The sequence below is a fragment of the Corynebacterium sp. c7Ub_26 genome (genome assembly GCF_053760365.1).
In genome coordinates, this window is record NZ_JBSNBL010000001.1 from 12,104 (window position 1) to 31,192 (window position 19,089).

General features: G+C 59.2%; 18 protein-coding genes. 6 read left to right on the top strand and 12 right to left on the bottom strand.

Annotated features, from left to right (window positions below):
- The first annotated feature begins 26 nt into the window (after positions 1-26).
- Entirely contained in the window at positions 27-1,310 is a 1,284-nt protein-coding gene (locus ACWORE_RS00050) for an acetate kinase (RefSeq protein ID WP_455301917.1), read from the top strand.
- Between the two features lie 44 nt (positions 1,311-1,354).
- Here ACWORE_RS00050 and ACWORE_RS00055 read toward each other — a convergent pair whose 3' ends face one another.
- From ACWORE_RS00055 to ACWORE_RS00075, 5 genes are all read right to left on the bottom strand, one after another.
- Positions 1,355-1,567: a hypothetical protein gene (locus ACWORE_RS00055; RefSeq protein WP_296136600.1), complete on the bottom strand. Its 213-nt coding sequence runs from the start codon at positions 1,565-1,567 to the stop codon at positions 1,355-1,357.
- 183 nt (positions 1,568-1,750) lie between these two features.
- Positions 1,751-2,569, bottom strand: coding sequence for a L,D-transpeptidase (locus ACWORE_RS00060; RefSeq protein ID WP_406605020.1), 819 nt, complete (start codon positions 2,567-2,569; stop codon positions 1,751-1,753).
- Positions 2,570-2,718: 149 nt separating this feature from the next.
- Positions 2,719-5,196, bottom strand: coding sequence for a tetratricopeptide repeat protein (locus ACWORE_RS00065; RefSeq protein WP_455301919.1), 2,478 nt, complete (start codon positions 5,194-5,196; stop codon positions 2,719-2,721).
- Positions 5,193-6,311 carry a glutamate ABC transporter substrate-binding protein gene (locus tag ACWORE_RS00070; protein WP_455301921.1) on the bottom strand — a complete coding sequence of 373 codons (1,119 nt, stop codon included), beginning with the start codon at positions 6,309-6,311 and terminating at the stop codon, positions 5,193-5,195. The genes ACWORE_RS00065 and ACWORE_RS00070 overlap by 4 nt, the downstream gene beginning before the upstream one ends.
- Positions 6,308-7,711 (bottom strand): hypothetical protein, encoded by a 1,404-nt coding sequence (locus tag ACWORE_RS00075; protein WP_296136594.1) that lies wholly within the window; start codon positions 7,709-7,711, stop codon positions 6,308-6,310. Before ACWORE_RS00075 ends, ACWORE_RS00070 begins: the two co-directional genes overlap by 4 nt.
- A gap of 204 nt (positions 7,712-7,915) precedes the next feature.
- Here ACWORE_RS00075 and ACWORE_RS00080 point away from each other — a divergent pair, with 204 nt between their 5' ends.
- Both ACWORE_RS00080 and ACWORE_RS00085 read left to right on the top strand, forming a co-directional pair.
- Positions 7,916-8,851, top strand: coding sequence for an ABC transporter ATP-binding protein (locus ACWORE_RS00080; protein WP_406605017.1), 936 nt, complete (start codon positions 7,916-7,918; stop codon positions 8,849-8,851).
- Complete coding sequence (locus tag ACWORE_RS00085; protein WP_455301923.1) at positions 8,851-9,630, top strand: ABC transporter permease; 780 nt, start codon at positions 8,851-8,853, stop codon at positions 9,628-9,630. Before ACWORE_RS00080 ends, ACWORE_RS00085 begins: the two co-directional genes overlap by 1 nt.
- A 71-nt stretch (positions 9,631-9,701) precedes the next feature.
- Here the strand turns inward: ACWORE_RS00085 and ACWORE_RS00090 are convergent, their stop codons facing one another.
- Genes ACWORE_RS00090 through ACWORE_RS00105 form a run of 4 tightly spaced genes read right to left on the bottom strand, consistent with a single transcriptional unit; the run spans position 9,702 to position 12,963 of the window.
- Positions 9,702-10,301 (bottom strand): MarR family winged helix-turn-helix transcriptional regulator, encoded by a 600-nt coding sequence (locus tag ACWORE_RS00090; protein WP_455301925.1) that lies wholly within the window; start codon positions 10,299-10,301, stop codon positions 9,702-9,704.
- A 31-nt stretch (positions 10,302-10,332) separates the two neighbouring features.
- A complete protein-coding gene (locus ACWORE_RS00095) occupies positions 10,333-11,070 on the bottom strand; it encodes an exodeoxyribonuclease III (RefSeq protein ID WP_455302560.1) in 738 nt (245 codons plus the stop codon).
- The gene (locus ACWORE_RS00100) at positions 10,959-12,299 is read right to left on the bottom strand and encodes an N-acetylglutamate synthase, CG3035 family (protein WP_455301927.1); all 1,341 of its coding nucleotides are present in this window, start codon (positions 12,297-12,299) and stop codon (positions 10,959-10,961) included. The genes ACWORE_RS00095 and ACWORE_RS00100 overlap by 112 nt, the downstream gene beginning before the upstream one ends.
- A gap of 31 nt (positions 12,300-12,330) precedes the next feature.
- The gene (locus tag ACWORE_RS00105) at positions 12,331-12,963 is read right to left on the bottom strand and encodes a peptide deformylase (RefSeq protein ID WP_455301929.1); all 633 of its coding nucleotides are present in this window, start codon (positions 12,961-12,963) and stop codon (positions 12,331-12,333) included.
- 178 nt (positions 12,964-13,141) lie between these two features.
- On the opposite strand from ACWORE_RS00105, the gene ACWORE_RS00110 reads away from it, so the two are divergent.
- The 3 genes from ACWORE_RS00110 (at position 13,142) to ACWORE_RS00120 (ending at position 16,239) form a co-directional block, all read left to right on the top strand.
- Entirely contained in the window at positions 13,142-13,501 is a 360-nt protein-coding gene (locus tag ACWORE_RS00110; protein ID WP_406605011.1) for a DUF3263 domain-containing protein, read from the top strand.
- A gap of 159 nt (positions 13,502-13,660) precedes the next feature.
- On the top strand, positions 13,661-14,920 hold the full coding sequence (locus ACWORE_RS00115) for a LytR C-terminal domain-containing protein (RefSeq protein WP_455301931.1): 1,260 nt from the start codon (positions 13,661-13,663) through the stop codon (positions 14,918-14,920).
- A gap of 98 nt (positions 14,921-15,018) precedes the next feature.
- Positions 15,019-16,239, top strand: a complete 1,221-nt coding sequence (locus ACWORE_RS00120) for a glutamate--cysteine ligase (RefSeq protein ID WP_406605009.1) — start codon at positions 15,019-15,021, stop codon at positions 16,237-16,239.
- Between the two features lie 36 nt (positions 16,240-16,275).
- Here the strand turns inward: ACWORE_RS00120 and ACWORE_RS00125 are convergent, their stop codons facing one another.
- The 3 genes from ACWORE_RS00125 to ACWORE_RS00135 form a co-directional block, all read right to left on the bottom strand.
- Positions 16,276-16,857 carry a 2-isopropylmalate synthase gene (locus tag ACWORE_RS00125; protein ID WP_406606118.1) on the bottom strand — a complete coding sequence of 194 codons (582 nt, stop codon included), beginning with the start codon at positions 16,855-16,857 and terminating at the stop codon, positions 16,276-16,278.
- Between the two features lie 319 nt (positions 16,858-17,176).
- Positions 17,177-17,329 carry a hypothetical protein gene (locus ACWORE_RS00130; RefSeq protein WP_296136569.1) on the bottom strand — a complete coding sequence of 51 codons (153 nt, stop codon included), beginning with the start codon at positions 17,327-17,329 and terminating at the stop codon, positions 17,177-17,179.
- Positions 17,330-17,526: 197 nt separating this feature from the next.
- On the bottom strand, positions 17,527-18,969 hold the full coding sequence (locus ACWORE_RS00135) for a M20/M25/M40 family metallo-hydrolase (RefSeq protein ID WP_455301934.1): 1,443 nt from the start codon (positions 18,967-18,969) through the stop codon (positions 17,527-17,529).
- Positions 18,970-19,089 lie beyond the last annotated feature (120 nt).

The following is a 19,089-nucleotide window of genomic DNA, read 5'->3' on the forward strand; positions in this document are numbered from 1 at the left end:
CCTGACCTGCCACAGAGAGAAGTGACATGATGAAGACAAGCGACACACCGACTCCGGCAGATACCTCCGCGGCCGCCGCACCGACCGCCCCCGAAACATCAGGACACGAGAACGACGAACTCGTCCTGGTACTCAACTCGGGCTCGTCGTCGATCAAATTCCAGCTGGTCAACCCAGCTAACCACGCCACGGATGCCCCCTTTGTCTCTGGGCTCGTGGAGCAGATCGGTGAGGAAACTGGGCACGTCACCATTAAGTACGCGGGGGAGAAGCGCACCCGCGAGCTGCCCATTCTCAACCACACAGAGGGGCTCGATGAAGCGCTGAACTTTCTGGACTCGCTCGGCGTCGGGCTGTCCACGCTGAACCTGGTGGCGTGCGGGCACCGCGTGGTCCACGGCGGGCGCTTGTTTAGCAGCCCCGTCCTTATCGACGACGAGGTTGTCGGCCTGATTAGGGACCTTATTCCGCTGGCCCCGCTGCACAACCCGGCCAACCTGGACGGCATCACGGTTGCGCGGAAAATCCTGCCTGACATCCCCCATGTCGCGATCTTCGACACCGCCTTTTTCCACTCGCTCCCGCCCGCGGCCGCTCTGTACCCCATCGACGCCGAAACGGCGATGAACTACGCCATCCGGCGGTATGGGTTCCACGGCACGAGCCACGAGTACGTGTCCCAGCACGTGCCTGATCTCCTGGGCAAAGCACCTCATGAGGTGAACCAAATTACGCTGCACCTGGGGAACGGTGCTTCGGTCGCCGCCATCCGTGGTGGCCACGCCGTCGACACCTCGATGGGAATGACCCCATTGGCGGGCATCATGATGGGCACCCGTTCCGGCGACATCGACCCGGGCATTGTCTTCCACCTCGCCCGCAACGGCATGACCATCGACGAGATCGACGATCTACTCAACCGACGGTCTGGCCTCAAAGGCATGAGTGGCGTGAATGACTTCCGCGCCCTTCAGGAAAAGATTGACCGCGAGGACCAGGACGCTTGGAGCGCCTACAACATGTATGTGCACTCTATCCGGCGTTTCGTGGGCGCGTACATGCTTATCCTCGGTCGCCTCGATGCCATCACCTTCACGGCGGGGGTGGGCGAGAACCACGCCGGAATTCGTCGTGACACCATGTCTGGCCTGGAGAATTTCGGTATCCTCATCGACGACGAGCGAAACAACTCGCCATCCCGCGAAGCGCGGCTCATTTCTTCCGACGAATGCCGCGTGAAAGTATTTGTTATCCCGACGAATGAGGAATTAGCCATCGCGCGGTATGCCGCGGGCTTCGCCCACCACTAGCGACGATGGGCTGCTGCGCTCTGCCTTGGCGTGTGGTGGTGGCGCTACGCCTGTGGCGGCGTGTCCGCCGTGTCCGGCCGAGCAGCCCGTCGGTTAAGTGACCAGCGGATGAATTGGAAGACGGACGCTGCGATGATGAGCGCCGCGAAAAGTCGGTTAGTCCACGACTCGTCGATGTAACCCTGTGCGCGAACGATCAGTAACAGGGCACCAGCGAAGAACATCACGGCTGCGAAGACTTTGTCGTTATACCGCATCGTCACATTCCACCGTCCAGTTCTCGTCGTCTGGGGTTATCAAAAAGTCCCCGTCGTAACGGGGACTATATGGTGCTACACCAACCACCTGGGTGTCCAATGGAAACACATTAGAGGTGGCAGGCTCGGCTGCGCTCATCGTCGATGCACAAGCCGACACCAAGGCATTAGCAACGACGCTGTTTAGAAGATGAAGACGTCGTCGCCAACCTGCAGGGTGTTGAAGTAGTGCTCAGCATCCTGGTGGGAGAGGTGGATGCAGCCTGCAGACTCACGGTTCAGGGAACCCTCGTGGAAGGCCATGCCGGAGTTCGTGAAGTACACCGAGTAAGGCATCGGGGCGTTGTTGAACTCGTGGCTCACCTCGTCCTTCACCTTACGGAGAACCTTGTGCCAGCCCGGAGTAGTTTCCTGTCCCGGGGCACCAGCCGTGATGGGAACCGGGCCATACGTGACGGCCATGTGACCATCTGTCAACCAAGAGCGACGAGCACCGAGGTTCACGCACGCTTCTGCGCCATCCTCACAGGGTGCAGTCACTGCGTTCTGTTCAGCAGCGCGCTGAGCGGCCTCTGCTTCAGCAGCCTGGCGTGCCTGCTCCTCGGCAGCACGGGCAGCGGCGTCGCGTGCAGCAGCCTGCTGAGCTTCCTGGTCAGCAATTGCGTTCGGCCAGATGGCGTTGATCCAGCCGTCGACGGTCGTGCGGATCCAGTTAGCAGCGTTCGGGTCTAGCTGCTCAGTGTTCTGGTAGACGCTGTTGCGCCAATCCAGGGCGATGGTCCTGCCGCGGTCCGACGCAGTGCGGGCGAACTCATTGAACTGATCCCGCGCCTGGTTGAGGAAATCCTGCGGGTTCGTCGACGAGATAGCCGGCAAGTCGTCCGCACGAGCGGGAGCAGGGTTAGCAACTGTGGCGCCGCCCGCGAGAGCTGCGATGGCGGTGAGCGACGCGGCTGCGGAGACGCCGATACGGGTGGAAATTCGGCGATGAGCTTTAGACATAGTGCCTTACTTTAAACTGTTTGACAGGGTTTTCCTACTTGAAACGCATTTTCTAGCATACTCTCTACCAAAATTACACCTGAAAAACCACCCGTTGTCGACGGCGATCGGTTCCCGGAAAACACAAAATGTGACGCAGAACCTATGCCCTACCACCACGTACGCGGCCGAATCGCATTCGCCATATCCACCAGGTGATACCTGTGGCTAGGGTACTGAACACTCCGCGCCATCCGGCGCAGATCCGCCTCCACCCCGAGCCGCAAACCGCGCACCTCAAAGGGCTGGCCGAACAATGTTGGCACGGTAGCGTGGGTCCGATTCGTCTCACGCAGCCAGTTGAGCCCAGCGGACATGACGGCCACGCGCACTTGCGCCATCCGCGGCTCATTCGTCGGGATCTCATCCAGGCGCTGCGCGGCGTCGATAATGCGCTCTTCAGTCAAATCCTTCGGCGGGCCAGAAATGAGGTGAAGGACCGTCGTCAAGCGGGCCAAACGGTGGTGACGGGACGCCTGCGGAACCTGGTCCAATGCCTCAACAGCCCGCGAGACATCACCCTCTGCGATGAACTGTCGGGACAAACCGAAGGCCGACGACACCGTGGTCGGGTTGGTCGCCCACACCAGGCCGTACAACCGCGTGGCGTGAAAACGCAGGGCAACGGGGTCGTCGCCAACAGGGTCCCACCGATCGCCCATGGCTTCTAGAGCGCTATCCGAGGGCAATGCGGACGCGTGCCCTAAGGTAGCCGCCGCCACGGCGGTCTGCCTGTCCAGCACTGAGGTCATTGACAAACCTTTGGCCTGAAGCCACAATTCCGACGTCGCGGCGATGGCAAGCTTGGCCGCGGGCTCCCCGGGAAGAATGAAGATGACCTTCTCAAAATGTCGCTGCGCCTGTTCGTAATCGTTGAGCAGCAAAGCAGTGATTCCGGAATACCATTCGTATCGCCAATCTCGAGTAAAAGACGATTCGAATGTCGATAGATAATTATGAGCTTCGTCAACAAGCCCGAGATCAAGCATTGCCCTCACAATAGACAGCGGAATTTCCACACTCTCCGCATACTCAGGCATTTTCATCTTCGCGTACAGCGAATCAATAGCCTCAGAGGGCTCGGCATAGCTGATCGTTGAGAGGATATACGCACCCGGATCCGTGGCGTCCACCATGGGAACCGGCAGCGCTGCCACCACCTCCGGGGCCGTAATCTCGATGGACCTTTCGATACCATCGACTAATTGATCGGTACGGAAAACCAAGTGCTTCGTTCCATACGTTGTCCTTTGGGGGGCAAACTGTGAATGCAAATGCGGGAAATGCACTTGGTCACGCACCGCACGAATTTCACGCAACACACCCGTTAACTGATTCGCCATCGACGACGCCGACGCAAACCGCTTCTCCGGATCCGGATCAGTCGCCCGCAGCAGCAGACGATACAGCGACAAGTAGCGGCGAAACACCGGCTCGTTAGTCGGAGTAGGCAAACCGTCCTTATACCGCCCGTCAACCGTCGGCAAATGAACAATAAGGGACGCTAACGTGCGGCCAACCGTATAAATGTCACTGCGCACTGTCGGGCCGGTCTCCGTGATCTCGGGGGCTTGGAAACCCGGCGTCCCGTAAATGTGTCCGAACGCGCCGATCCCCGTGACCGCCCCCAGGTCGATGAGCTTGACCTGCTCCTCCGTGATGATGATGTTGTCCGGCTTGAGATCGTTATAAACGACGCTGCGCGAGTGCAGATAATCCAGCGCCTCTAGAACCTCAAGCATGTAGCCAATGGCGACGTCGACCGCGAAAAGACTGTTCCGCTGTTTCTTCCGCTGCGAACGCAGCGACGGCCCACCAACGTACTCCATCACAATGAACCCACCGGGGGAGCGGTCATCATCGACGAAGTTGTAAATCTTGACGATGCCCGTGTGTGTAATATCCGCCAGGAACGCGCGCTCGGCCCCGGCCACCGCCCGATCCTGCTCATTGGCCGTCGCCTTCATCCCCTTGAGGACAACCCACCGGTCGGAAACATTGTGGTCAATGGCCAGGTAAATCCACCCGACGCCACCGTTGGCCAGCGCCCCGACCACCTCATACTGGCCCGCCACCATGTCCCCCTTATGGAGCGACGGCGCCTTGGCATCCGTTTCCTTGATCGTGTCGGAATCCATGACGGATTCCCGCGGATCCGTGGGCACGATGAACGGCAACGACACCATGCCATCGGCAACCACTTTTCCGCGCCGGGAAGCTGCCCTGCGCTCGCGGAACGTGGAGAGCGCACGCTCCCGGGAGGTCTGGCTGGGGTCATGGCTGGCACCGTCGGCTCCACGTGGGCGGGCCACGGTTTTGGCGCTCCCAGGGCCCGGGCCCGTTACGCCATTACTCGACGGGGTATTCCCAGGATTGTCGGACTGCAGGAGTGAACCAATGTCGTTGATGTCGATATCGATCTCGTCGTCATCGTCATCATCGGCGAACGGGTCAAAGGGGACAGCCCGTGTTCCCATGACCGTGGCAGCTTCGGTGGGGTGGTCTTCGGTGGGGTGGCCGTTGCCATCGGGGCGTCCATTGTCGGCATCCACCTTCTCGTCGCGGGCATGCGGTTCGGAATCGCTCATTGTGGTTCCTCCTGGACGTAGGTGGGTTCGGGTGGAACACCGGAATCCCCGAGATATTTGCCTAGCCACTTGTCATAGAGACGTTGCCATGTCCCGTCGGATCGGATGCGCATCAGGGTGGAATTGGCCTGCCGGACGAGCCCGTCGGTGTTCTTCCCCGGCGTGGATTTCGCGATGCCAACGGCGTAATCGCTGGACCCGTACGGTTGGCCAACCAAGTGTGTGTTGGAGTCCTGCGCCGCCAACCCAGAGAGGATGGAATCGTCGGAAATAATGGCTTGAACCTGGTGTTGCTGCATAGCCACCAAGCAGTCGGACCAGTCGTTGGTAATGAGGAACCGCGAGTGCGGCGCGATAACCTGCGCATTGTGCTGGAAGGTCGAGTCCTTGGTCACGCAGACCGTGGCGTCCCGCAGATCGTCGGCGGATTGAATAGAGGAGCTTGTCGACGCCAAAATCCGCGCTTGGGCGTGCAGATATGGCGCGGAGAAGGCCACTTTGGCTCGGCGTTCGCGGTCGATGGTCATGGTGCGGACGACAATGTCGACATTGCCGTGCTGAAGTGCATCAACGCGTTCGGCCGAAGACAGGAAACGGAAGTCGATGCGCTCGGGATCGCCGAAAATGTCGCGCGCAATTTCGCGGGCGAGGGAGACGTCGAAGCCTTCAAGATTGCCGCTACTGGGGTCCTGGAATCCGAGAAAATTCAGTGACGACGACACCCCGACGATGATGCGCCCGCGTCGGACGATATCCGGAATGCGCTCCTCGGGGGTGGAGTTGTCGGGCGCGAGGGGGGCGTACGCGTCGGTATCGGTCGTGGTGTCTGGTCTTGGGGCTTGGCTTGCCGACGCTTCGTCCGGCGGATTGGCGTAGGTTGCCCCGTCGGGAGTAGGGGTGAACGGAGCGACGGAGATATCGATACCGTTGTGTTCGCGGTGTGGGTTGCTGATTCCGGAACATGCCGCAAGGGGGAAGATCGCGAGAGGAATGATAGCCGTCGCGATCGAGGAGCGATAGTTGCGTCGCGTGTGGGGTTGGGGTTGGAGTTGGGGGCGGGCTGAGGTGTGCGCTCGCTGTCGAAATCGGAGTGAGGTATGAGGCAGACGAATCATGTGTACTCCTGCATACGGGGGCGAACACCGACGAGGACACCAACCACAGACAGGACGGACAAGATGAGCACCGCGCGGGTGATGTTTTGCGACGTGTCTTGACTATTTTCCAGATAGGTTCGTAAATTGCTGCGGGTGTCTTGGATCAGCGTCCGCAGCGAGTGGTCGAGCTGAATGAATTGCTTCTCCGAGTTTAAGGTGGATTCATCGCGACCGACGGCGATATTGACGGCTCCGGTGTAGTCCCCGCGGCCAATGCGGTTCGCGAGTTCCTGATGTGACACTTTCCAGGAGTTTGCGGCGGCGATGGCGTCGTCAAGGGTATCTGCTGGTTTCGTGGCCGACGACGTATCAGCGTTTTGGTTGTCATCCGCGTTGTCGAGTGTGTCGTTATCTTTCAGTTGTGTCAGTGTTTTTTGGACGTCGCTCACCGTGGTGGAGAAATCCGCTGAGGATTGATCTGCGCTTCGCCGCACCAGCATGAGTGCTTCATCGGTTCGTGCTTTTTGTGCACTGATGCGGGAGGCGGTCAGCTCGTGGAGGGGGTCGGATGCCCGGTTAAAGTCCGCATTCCCCACCGCAACGATGACGATCGACGAAATTGCCAGCCAGAACAGTGCGATAGTCATGGCGATGGTGGCGAAGAGCAGACCTCCGTTGAGGCGTCGGTTGGTGAGTGCAGCGAGCCATAGTTGCGCGATCACTAACAGAATGATGGCTGCAAGGAGTCCTGACGCGGGGAACCACATGGGTCGCGTGAGCGATCTGGCTTGGTGACGGACGCGGTCGGAGGTAATGGTGTATAGACGCGATGCTGCGGGAATGATGGAATTCTGCATGATGGCGCTGGCCTCGGTGAGGTAGGAGGCGCCAATCGGGTTCCCTTCCCGGTTGTTTGTGCGTGCCTGAGCGATAAGCCCCGTGTAGATGGGAAGCCGCTGGTTGACCACTGCAAGGAGTTGGAGAACCTCGTGGTCATCCGAGTTTGCGCCGGCACCTGCTTCGACGAGCGCGGTTGAGGCTGTCTGGATAGCGGTGGTGTAGCGTTCGTCTTCCGATTGAGAACCCACACCGCCTTCAAGGAATCCGATGGTGGCGGTGGAGTCTGCCACGGATAGTGACCCATAAAGCCGTTGCGCGGCGTTGGAGAGCGGCTCGGTGTTCTTGACCAAGTTGTCTAATTGGTCTTGTCGGGTTGATGAGGTGTAGGTCAGTGCGCCACCGGCGGCAACAATGGCTACGACCAGGATGGTTGTCATTGTTGTCAGCCGACCTGGCGATGTTCGGAGATATGCCCAGATTCGACCAGGAGCTTTCAATGCGGGGGCGAGGACATCGTGAAGGAACTGCCAGCGACCGGGTCGTGCATCGGCGTCCTCTGGCTCGAGTGAATCGTCCATAGCGCTGAGCCGAATGTGGCTGGCATCGGAGGAATGTGAGGGACCGCGGTTGCGCCTTGTTCCTCGTTCTCGTGCCATACGGGCCCCCTACGTGTTGCGCCTGTCGCACAATTGTCACATCTGTCTCTCTAGTCTAAGCGTTACATGGGTGGCAGTGTGATTGAAGCCTGTCTTCGTTGCCGAAAATATGCCAAACTGGTTTCTATGATCGAAATACATGGCCTCACAAAGAGGTATGGGGACAAGGTAGCGGTAGATTCGCTCGACTTCACGGTGAAGCCAGGTGTCGTTACTGGTTTTCTTGGTCCGAATGGGGCTGGTAAATCGACCACGATGCGGATGATTACTGGGCTGGATCGCCCGACAAAGGGCACCGCAACGGTGAACGGAAAGAATTATCAGTCGTTTCCTGCGCCCGCCAAGGAAGTGGGGGCGCTGTTAGAGGCCAAATGGGTTCATCCGAATCGGTCGGCGCGTACTCATCTCAAGTGGATGGCGCAGGCCAGTGGTATCTCTACTAATCGTGTCGACGAAGTTCTGCGCTTGGTGGGGTTAACTGATGTGGCCTCTAAAAAAGCGGGGGGATTCTCTCTGGGCATGAGCCAGCGGCTGGGACTGGCCGGAGCTCTTTTAGGCGATCCCGAAACGTTGATCCTGGATGAGCCGGTCAACGGCTTAGACCCGGAAGGTATCCGCTGGGTGCGTACCTTTCTCAAGAACCTTGCCGCCGAGGGACGCACAGTGTTTGTTAGCTCCCACATGCTGTCGGAAATGGCGTTGACGGCGGATAACTTGGTCGTCATCGGCCGGGGCAAACTTGTCGCCGAGACGACGGTTAAGGAATTCACGTCGTCGCGGGGAGGTAGTTCCACACGATTGCGCGTGGGGGACCACGAGCACATGGCGGAGGCTTTAAAGCAGGAAAACATCACCTTCACAATGGACCGCGATGACGTTGGCCGTGAGGTTTTCGTCGTCTCCGGAGTAACGACTGATGACGTCGGCAAGGTGGCCTACTCTTACGGGATTCCTGTCTTCCAGTTGGAAGAACATCACGGATCATTGGAAGACGCATTTTTGCAACTCACAGGTGACGACGTCGAATATCAGGGCGCGGCAGCTCAGGGAGGACAGAACTGATGATGGTTAACTCAATTCGTGCTGAGTGGACGAAGCTAGCGTCGACAAAATCGTTTGCGTGGACATCGATCTTAATTGTCGCCCTGAGCTGGGCGTTCGCCGCTCTGATGGGCTGGGGTTCGAAAACTGCCTTGGATTCGATGGATCCGGAGGACATGACGGATGTGCCGACAATAGGTGCGATCACAGCTGTTCAGGGGTTTGAGCTATTCGGTGTCATGGTGATTATCATCATGGCCACCCTTCTGGTGACAACGGAGTACCGCTTCAAGACCATCAATGAGACGATCATGATGACTCCGAAGCGGCCGATCATTGCGATATCGAAAACGATCGTCTATGGCCTGGTCGCTGTAGTTTTGTCTTTCTTTTCGACGATCACTAGCGTCCTGATCTTTAAGTGGTTGGCCGGCGACTATGGCGCCGAGATGAAAGTGTTTTCTAGCTCCTCGGGCCGAGTATATGTGACGACGGCAGTGGAAGCGCTGCTGGTCGTCGTGATGGCAATTGGCGTAGCGTTCCTTGTCCGACAGACTGCGGGTGCAATCGCGATCATGCTGCTGTGGAAGCTCGTCCTTGAGGACTTAATTACCTTGATCCCGAAGGTGGGGAATCACATTAAAGGCTATCGGCCTTTCGCTAACCTCAGTGCATGGGTGAGCGATGCGAAACTCGATGGCGCGCCGTGGGGATCGACGGGGAGCATAATCTACTTCGCCCTGTGGGCAGTTGTGCTCTTCGCTATCGGGGTGGCCGTGTTTGTGAAACGGGACGCATAGCGACACAAAATTTCATACCGCTCTTTCTGACAGCACGGGGACCCATATGGCGTCCCCGTTGTGTTTTTCGTTTAGTTCCCTGTCCGGGTTTGCATGTCGTCAATGACATGCTCGGTAGCGAAAGCTGCTTCGTTGAGTCGTTCAGACGCTTCGTGAAGTATTCGGACGCTGTCAGGGTTCATTTCGTTGGTGATTTTGTTTATTAATGTGGCCCATCGTTCTGCGATATCGTCCAGGATTCGGGTCCCTTCGTCGGTCACCTGGAGCATTTGAACGCGTTTATCGTCGGGGTTGGATGCTCGGTTTAGAAGCCCATTGGCGATGAGCGCGCGAACTGTTGTAGAGAAATTAGATACTCGCAGAAACCGCATGCGTGCTACGTCGGATACTCCGACGCCGGGGTGGTTGTGCACGAAGTAGAGGACTTCGATTTCTGACTGGTTGACTTCCATGGTGTGCAAGGGTTGTTCCACTAGGCGTCGAGTGGCCGAAAGGAAGTTGTACATCGCGGCGGAGAGCACATGAGTTTCTGCTCTACTGAGCGGTGGAGGGTATTCGCCGTCGGTGTTCGTGCCCTGGTTATGGCTCGTTTCTTCGTCGTGTCCGTCGTGGTGGGCGGCATGGGATTGTGATGCGCTCGGAGCGGCTGCGGTTATGCTGTCGGAAGTCACAATTTTCATCTTAGAAAAGTAATGGGACTGGTTAAATACCGTCATAGTCGACAATGAGCGGTGCATGGTCGCTGCTGCCTTTCGCAGCACGTTCATCCTTATCGACGTTGACTTCCCCAGCGTGTTCCGCCAGCGCGGGGGAAGCCCATTGCATGTCGATGCGCATGCCTTGGTTTCGACCGAAACGCCCAGCTGTGTAGTCCCAGTAGGTGTAGCCCGAATCGTGGGTGACGTCGGTGAAGCCTTCATCCCCGAGTGCGGTGAGTGCGTTGCGCTCACGTTGTGTGACGTGGGTGTGCCCAATGAAGAATTGAGGATCCCATACATCGGTGTCATGGGGAGCGATATTCCAATCTCCGACGAGGGCCAGGCGTAGTTCGGGGTCATTATCGACGGCCGTGGCAGCGTAGTTGCGGACCGCGTCGAGGAACCGGAGTTTGTAGGTGAAGTGGATGTCACTGATTTCCCGACCGTTGGGGACGTAGAGGCTCATGACGGTGATGTCCCCGCAGGTCGCGGCGATCGATCGGGGTTCGACCGGTTGCTCCGCGGTGAGGTCCTTGGAGAACCCGGGTTGATCGGGGAGCGTGTGGACGTCTCTAAGTCCGACACGTGACGCGATCGCGACCCCATTCCACTGGTTCGTTCCGCTGACGGCTACCTCATATCCAGCGTCGGTGAAGGCGTCGCGGGGGAACTGGTCCTCGCTGCATTTTGTTTCTTGCATGGCGAGGACGTCGATGTCATGTCGGTTGAGGACATCGATGATCCGTGGGAGTCGGGTGCGGACGGAGTTGACGTTCCAGGTGGCCAATCGCATACGGGTGAGCCTACTTCGTGTGTGACGTATCCGGGTGGGTGGTGGCGCGCGGTCGTGCCTACACCTTCCGTGCGCGCGGTGGACGCATCCGCCAGGTAGCGGTGGCGATGATGTTCGCCGAAGCCCAGCTTGTGATACAGATTGCGTCCGGGAGTGTTCGATTCGATGACGTGCAGGTATGCGGTGTCCGCGCCGTGCCGACGGCCCCAATCCATCATGATGGCACCCATGAGCGTGCCCAACCCTTGCCGACGATAGTGCTCGGCTACTTCCACGGCGGAGTATCCCAACCAGGCGCGGCCGTCGGGTGAGTGAGTGATGGTTCCCCTGGTGATAGCGACGGTCTCTCCATCAATAACGATGCGTCCGAAGCCGAGGAGTCCGTCGATTTCGTGCGACAGTTGCCGCAGAGCTGATTCCGGCAGAGGTTGGCCGCGGAAGTGGTAGAGGGATAGCCAGTCATCATTTGGTTGCTCGCCAACCTCCCACGTGATGTTCCGCGAGAGAAGGTCATCGGACACAGTCCTCGCGGCGATATTCCTGATCGCAGAGCCCTCTTCCGCAGAGTCGTCCTCCGCAGCCGCGTCCTCCGACGGCGGCGCGGCCTCCAGATCCTTAGTCATCGTGATGATCTCGGGCCCACGGGTCCACGCGCCGGGCATGCGGAAAGCGGGCCGCGCGATGCGATCCGGCGCGGCAATCAGCGTCGGCAACCCATACTTCTTATATATGTCGCGGATCGCGTCAACAGGAACGTCGTCAAACGCCGTGTGAGGTTCCAAGGGGACAGCGCTGTTTGACCTCTCGGTCACTCCATCGCCGACGCGAACCAGCCACCCGTTTACCCACTCGTGGTGAATCACACCGGGGAACGCGAGCGCGTAGGCGTATTCCACGGCCCGAATATCACTGTTGCGCACAGGTTTCGCGGGCAGGGGTTTAATAACGTCGATAAGTTGTGGGTCGATGGTGATCTCTTCGCCGGGGATCCCGGTGTTGTGCCGACGAACCACCAGCGGGTTGAGTGAGAAGAGCGTCCCGATGACGTCGGTGAAGTGGTCCCCGTGAGGGCTGGCGTCGGTCAGTCGTCGTCGGATGACAACGCGCGCTCCGACGACGAGTGAGGCAGGGTCGGACCAGCGGGAGATCGGGAGATGTGCCGGTGTGGAGTCAGCCATGGGCGGTCACTCTTTAATCGTCTTGATCGTTTTACTCATCGTCTTCGCCGAAGGGATCGGGATCAACCCCCGGTGTCCAGGTATTTCCGGGAACGGTCCATCCGTTGCGCTTAATTTTCTTCTTCGCGATGCGTGCCCAACGGCCGATGAGCATGTCGGTGTAGAGGTAGCCGTCCAGGTGGCCGACCTCATGCTGCAGGCACCGCGCGAAGAATCCGTAGCCCTCGATGCTCACGGGCTCCCCGTGCTCGTCGGTTCCGGTGACGCGAGCCCAGTGTGCGCGTCCTGTGGGGAAGTCCAAGCCGGGGATGGACAGGCAGCCTTCCGCGTCGGATCCGTCGGTGGCTGGCATTGTCTCGGGGATCTCGGAGGTTTCCAAAACCGGGTTGACGACGCAGCCTTTCCGCCGCGGCCCGCCTTGAGCTTTGAGTTCTTCCTCAGACTTGGAGTCCCCGTCGGGTCCTTCGATATCGGGGCAGTCGTACACGAAAAGGCGCTTGGCCACTCCGATTTGGTTGGCAGCAAGGCCGACCCCGCGGGAGAACTCGAGGGTTTCGTACATATCCGCAACGAGCTCCGCGATTTCCTCGGGTGACTCGGTCACAGGCTGGGTGGGGTTATGGAGGACGGGATCACCAGCGATAACAATTGGGCGCACAGTCATGGGGTATAGAGTAGTGGCAGTTCCTGACACGGTCAGATACGGACGGTCAGATAGGGAAGGCGCGCGCCCTCTGTGCCGAGCTCAGCGGCGGTGATCTGCGGATATCGGTCGCGGGGTATCGTCTGCGGGTACGACGGACTTAGTGGACTGATTTAGTGATTGTGGGGTGAACAATAGGGTGACGACGAATGACACGGGATCTGCTCATGGCGATCGCGAAGCTTCCGGCAGCGCACATGATTCCGCTACCGCGCATGATGTGGACGACGCCACTAGTGGTGCCCATAATGATTCCCGCAATGAGGACAAGACACGGCGTGGACTCACTGACGACGAGCGACGCATGTTGGAATTTGAGCGGCGTGTGTGGAGGAGAGATTCCGCGAAAGACGAGTTGATTCGCCGTCGCTTCAATCTGAGCCCGATCCGCTACTACCAGCGTCTTTTCCGGTTAATTCAGCGCAGAGAAGCTCTTGAGGAATTCCCGACGACGGTGTCCCGGTTGTTGCGTATCGCTAATTCCGACCGTCCGTACTGATCGTCCGTCACGGGAGTCCGTGCTGATTGGCTCCATAGACCGGCTGTCAAAAGCGATGCGGGGCTGTAATCACCAATGCGATGCAGCGGATGTGCGTGGTATTGCCGACACAGGGAATGAAATAAAAGTGACTAATGAGAAATAAGTTATTATTGTTTTGTGAATTTCGATAACGAACCTGGACAATCGCCCCGCAACCATCGCGACCGCTCTCATGGTCGCGCCGATAATCATCGCGATAACGATGATTTATTCGACGAGGACGTGCACACCGACGGCGCGCGCGATGGCGTCTACGAGGATGACGCCTTTAACGACCGATCCTTCGCTGATCAGAAGGAATCCGGATATTCCCCGACAGAATCGGGCGATTATGCCGCAGGTGAAAGTGCTGTTCAAGGTGGGTACACCGGTTTCGCCGGCTACGGTTCGTACGACGAGACCCCGCATCATCACGAAAGTGCCAGCCCCGAGGCTGCGTCCGTGGCAGCAGCCCGCGATGGCCACGCCACCCCACACGATGGCTCCGTCAGTAGAGGGGCATCAACGTCGCGCGCGGCCGCGTCGGAACCCGTCGAACCCAATGAGCCCGCCGAACCGTTCGACTATGACGACCGCGCGGAATACGACGAACCCACTAACTATGACGAGGCAGCGGCGCCTCTAGCGTCGGACCTCGGCGCATCAGAGCCCGCACGTGCAGCGTCGGCAGAGGATCAGCCTAAGAAGACTCAGAAGTCCAAAGTTCCGCTGCGCACGATCGGCGTGATCTTGTTAGTCGTGGCCGTCGCGCTGATCGCTTTTGGCATCTACCACCTGGTGAGCGGTGATAAGGACGGTGACAACTCAGCAGCAAGTTCGACGTCGTCGTCGGCCCCCGTGAACCCGGGGAATACCGGTGCGCCAGGGGCTGGGGCTGACACAGGTCAGCAACAGCCGGGCGATAACGCCAATAATCCGGACAGCACCGCCGACCAGGGGCAGAACACGGCCGGCAACCAAGGCACGCAGAACACCACCGATAATGGCGCGGCTGCACAGGACGGAAACAGCGGAAGCAACGGCACTAGTACCGATAAAAAGGTGGATAAGAGTAAAGTTCAGGTCACCGTTCTGAACAACTCGAGAGTTCAAGGTTTGGCAGAGAAGGTTTCCAAAAACCTGAACGCCGATAGCTGGACCAACACCTCTTTCGGTAACCTGCCTGCCGACGGAGCTGCGGCTTTCCCCGGTTCTGTCGTTCTGTATGACGACAACGCAGAAAGCAAAGCTGCTGCAACTGAGGTAGCCACGACGTTGGGGCTCAAAGCACAGCCGGAAACTGACCAAACTAACCAGCAATTGGCCAATGCGGAAATGATTTCCGGCCAGCACCCGGGCTCTGTTGTTGTTGTGACGACGGCTGATATGAACCAGTAGCGGGCTGACCGATCGGTTCTACCGCACGACTTATGAACATTACGACGCTTGGCTGAAAGGCCCGGCGTCGTCGTCTTACGCCCGGAAGGTAGACCATAGTGACATCGGAACAACCTCCCACTGTCGCATTTAACGCGTCCCCCGCGCCGACGTTGGGCGTGGAATGGGAACTGGCCCTGGTGGATCCCACGACCCTGGACCTCACTCCGCGTGCAGGTGAATTGCTGCACGTGATGTCCACGATGGATCCGAACCACCGCGTCGTCCGCGAATTCCTCTCGAACACGATTGAATTCGTCACGGCAGTGTGCAAAACGGTGGCCGATGTTGAAGACGACCTGCGGGAATCCCTTGACCTCGCGCTCCGGGCCGCGGACGATATCGGCGTCGAACTGCTCTCCGTCGGCACCCACCCTTTTGCTCACTGGGGTGATCAGGAACTCTCGGATAAGACGAACTATCAGCAAATCATTGAGCGCACCCAGTGGTGGGGCCGCCAGATGCTGATCTGGGGAATCCATGTGCATGTGGGGATCCGCTCGAAGGATCGGGTATGGCCGATCATCAACGCGATGCTGACCCTATATCCGCACATCTTGGCAATGTCCGCCTCCTCGCCCGCGTGGGAGGGAATGGACACCGGTTACGCCAGCAATAGGACACTCCTGTACCAACAATTGCCGACGGCTGGCCTCCCGTACCCCATGAAAACCTGGGCCGAGTGGGAGGAATTCACCCGCGACCAGTTGCGCAGCGGGGTGATCGACAAGCCCGACGCCATGCATTTGGATATTCACCCGGCCGGTAAATGGGGAACGATTGAGGTCCGTTTTGCCGACGCCACCACCAACATGCGCGATCTCAGCGCGATCGTTGCTTTTGTTCATTGCGCGGTGGTGTATTTCGACCGCGCCTACGACCGCGGGGAGGACTTGCCGAGCCTGCAGCAGTGGCACATCGTCGAAAATAAGTGGCGTGCGGCGCGGTATGGCCTGGATGCGATCGTCATTGTGGATCGTGACACCAATGAAAAAGATGTGCGCGACGATATTCGCGAGTGGGTTGAGCGGCTCCGGCCGGTTGCCGACGACTTATCGTGCCGACGTGAGTTGGAGGATGTCCTGACGATTGTGAAAGAAGGGGCGTCCTATGAGCGTCAGCGGCGCATAGCTCGTGCGGCAGGTGCTGCCCGCGAACCCGGCGTTCGGTTGGCTGGCGAAGCCGGGGCGCTAGATGGATTTGCGACGCCGGACGCGTGGAAAGCTGCCGTGCGCGCGTCGATCAAAGAGCTGAAAGAGAATTTCCCCGACGAGAGGTAATTGCCGGCCGGTGGTGATCGGCCGGTGGTGCCCGGCTTATTTAACGGTCGGGTACAGGCGATTAGCCGCGTTGACCAGGGAATTCGCAGCGGAGATATCGGGATTGGAACCGAAACCGACGGTCCAGACTTTCCGACGATCATGGGCCGCATAGATCATGGTGACGGTTGCTTCGAAGATCGTGAACTGGTGGAATTCCAGGATCTCGACGCGACGCCCACCATCAGCCAGGATGTGGGTCATGGCGCTGATAGCCCCCATCGATGTGATGGTGTGGGTGGAGATGCGCTGGGAGGACGGCTGCGAGCTGTCAGCAAGAGTGATGGTGTAGCGACGACGTCCGGCGCGCAGCTGTTCGTGGTTCAGCGATTGTAAGCTCAGCGCACCGCCAGGAGCGCAAAATGTCTCCGTGAACGTCCGCCAGGCCATGCCGTGGGCTTGTTCCCGCAATCCGCGGGGCAGTCGGTGGCCGAATCGGGCGCGGAAGGGGTCGTCGGCAAAAGTGCGACGGGTGGGCTGCGCCTCGAAGTTCGTGCCCTGGTTAGGCGTGGAGAAAGCTCTGGTGGTGTCCCGGGTGAATGAGTGTGTGCGGCGTCGGCTGGGGGTATAGATAAACACGGGGGCGGAATCCTTATTTCTTTGGCGCTTCACCCTGGTTACAGCGTTGTCCTGTGTTGGCACTGTCCTGTTGTGACATTGTCCTGTGCCGACGAGACCGCGATGGTGTTGTGATGACGCTGGAAGATTGTTGGCCAGTCGTCGTGGTGGTCGCTCCGTATGATCAGGGGCCGTGTGGTTGGGCCATCAGGATCGAGCGGATCCGTCGTGATCGGACGGTGCCATCGTCAGTTGTAGCCGGGGTGATAGCGCGGTGGCCATCACGGGCGGGCGGACTGACGGAGCCTGGGGTTCTGGGCTCAATCCTGGGCGGACGAGGTCAGTCCTGCTCGCCGCCGAGGTCGCTAGCCTTAAGTACTCGTAGCGCGGGGGCCGCGATGAGGGCCTGCGCTGCGGTGACCTCGAGGGTGTTCGAGGTGGCCGGAGCCGAGTGCTTGAGGTTGCGAAGTCCCTTAAGGTTCGCCTTAAGCATGGTGGCAACTGTATCGACGTCGTGTGACCCACGCAACATGGTTCGGATACACGGTTGTAGATCGGGGGTAAAACGACGGCACGCTTAAGCTGTGGCTGAACAAATAGAGCATAAAAATACCCCCTGAACATGCAGATTCTCGCAATGTGGAATATCTGCTTGAGGGGGTTATAGCGGGGGCACTGGAAGGGGTGCGACTAGTTCCTTCCGAACCGTGCGAGGAAGAGTAGTTCCGCGATGGCGAAGTGCTTGATCTCGGACGGATCAACCGACTCATTAGCGCTGTGGATCCGCGCTTCGGGTTCCTCGACGCCGAAGAGTGCGATTTCAGCGTTGGGATTGGCCTTGAGCAAGCCCGCGCAGAGGGGGATCGATCCGCCAGACGCGTTGTACACGACGTCCGTCTGGAACGCGTCGGTCATGGCTTGGCCGAGAGCGGCGTGAAGTGGCTCGGAGGTGTCGGCACGGAAAGGCTCGCCGATCGACTCGCGCTCGATGCTGATGTGAGTGCCCCACGGCACGTGGTTCTCCAGGTGCTTAACGAGTGTGTCTTGCGCCTCGACGGGATCCATGGTCGAGGGCACACGCAGGTTCAACACGGCCGCACAGCTTGCCGGCACCGCATTGATGACGTCCTTGGTGGGAACAGCGTCCAGAGCCGTGACCGTAATGGCCGGCTTCGCGACGGTGAGGTCAGTCACGCTGGGGCCGTCGCCATGCGTGGTGCCGGCCGCTCCGTAAAGCTCAACGCCATCCAGCACCGACGCGTCTTTACGGAAATTCTCTGGATCGGCTTGGTTACCATCCCAATGACCTGAGGTATCCAAACCGTCGACAGTGAGCAACCCATTCTCATCGTGCAACGTGCCGAGGAGGTGGATCATCGCCAGAAGGGCATCGGGAGCAGCCCCGCCGAATTGTCCCGAGTGAACCGGCCCTTCCAGCGTCTGCAAGGTGACTTTTACCCCTGCGCTACCGCGTAACGACGTGCACAGCGCGGGTTCGCCAACACGATCGGAACCGGAATCAGCGATCAGGATGTCGTCGGCAGCAAAAAGCTCGGGGCGCTCCTCTAATAGTGCGTCTAATCCGGCACCGCCGCGCTCTTCGGAGCCTTCGACAACAACGCGGATGCCGAGCTTCGGCGCCTCCGGGTGCAGTTCCTCCCACTCCTTGAGTCCGTGCAAGGCGGCGAGGTGCATCACAACATTACCCTTGCAATCCGCGGTGCCGCGCCCGTACCACCGCCCATTGCGCTCGGTGAGCGTCCACGGGTCGGAATCCCACGCGTCCGTATCCGTGGCCGGCTGGACATCATAATGCGAGTACAGCATGACGGTCGGCATACCGTCGCTGGGCTGGCGCAACCCAATCACGGCAGTGGAACCGTCGGCAGTCTGGTGCTTTTCGACGGGGATGCCGGCGGCCGTAAACGCGTCGACCACCCAGTTAGCGGCGCGGGTTGTCTCCTCTTCGAGTCCGGCGAAGTCGTGGACAGAAGCGCAGCCCACGAGCTCGGTTAACCACGAGCGAACGTCATCCATTCGTGAGGTGACGTAGCGGGTGGCTTCCTCTGGGGAATAGATGCTCGCCGTGTCCGTCGAGTGTGTGTCTTTGCTGTCTGCAGCGTCGTGAGTCATGTCCCCTAGAGTAGCGCCCTCGAGTGGAGGGGTAGCGTGGGAGTGTTACCGCGAAGTGGTAACCGCGCGGTTAGCGTCGGTATGAACCGTGGAGCACCATTTCAACCGTTTCAATAAGAA

Excerpts from the sequence above, each read along its gene's own strand:
- ACWORE_RS00135 (WP_455301934.1), bottom strand. The coding sequence starts at position 18,969 with ATGACTCACGACGCTGCAGACAGCAAAGACACACACTCGACGGACACG.
- ACWORE_RS00055 (WP_296136600.1), bottom strand. The coding sequence starts at position 1,567 with ATGCGGTATAACGACAAAGTCTTCGCAGCCGTGATGTTCTTCGCTGGT.
- ACWORE_RS00065 (WP_455301919.1), bottom strand. The coding sequence starts at position 5,196 with ATGAGCGATTCCGAACCGCATGCCCGCGACGAGAAGGTGGATGCCGAC.
- ACWORE_RS00050 (WP_455301917.1), top strand. The coding sequence starts at position 27 with ATGATGAAGACAAGCGACACACCGACTCCGGCAGATACCTCCGCGGCC.
- ACWORE_RS00070 (WP_455301921.1), bottom strand. The coding sequence starts at position 6,311 with ATGATTCGTCTGCCTCATACCTCACTCCGATTTCGACAGCGAGCGCAC.
- ACWORE_RS00085 (WP_455301923.1), top strand. The coding sequence starts at position 8,851 with ATGATGGTTAACTCAATTCGTGCTGAGTGGACGAAGCTAGCGTCGACA.
- ACWORE_RS00060 (WP_406605020.1), bottom strand. The coding sequence starts at position 2,569 with ATGTCTAAAGCTCATCGCCGAATTTCCACCCGTATCGGCGTCTCCGCA.
- ACWORE_RS00105 (WP_455301929.1), bottom strand. The coding sequence starts at position 12,963 with ATGACTGTGCGCCCAATTGTTATCGCTGGTGATCCCGTCCTCCATAAC.
- ACWORE_RS00080 (WP_406605017.1), top strand. The coding sequence starts at position 7,916 with ATGATCGAAATACATGGCCTCACAAAGAGGTATGGGGACAAGGTAGCG.
- ACWORE_RS00130 (WP_296136569.1), bottom strand. The coding sequence starts at position 17,329 with ATGCTTAAGGCGAACCTTAAGGGACTTCGCAACCTCAAGCACTCGGCT.
- ACWORE_RS00075 (WP_296136594.1), bottom strand. The coding sequence starts at position 7,711 with ATGGACGATTCACTCGAGCCAGAGGACGCCGATGCACGACCCGGTCGC.
- ACWORE_RS00100 (WP_455301927.1), bottom strand. The coding sequence starts at position 12,299 with ATGGCTGACTCCACACCGGCACATCTCCCGATCTCCCGCTGGTCCGAC.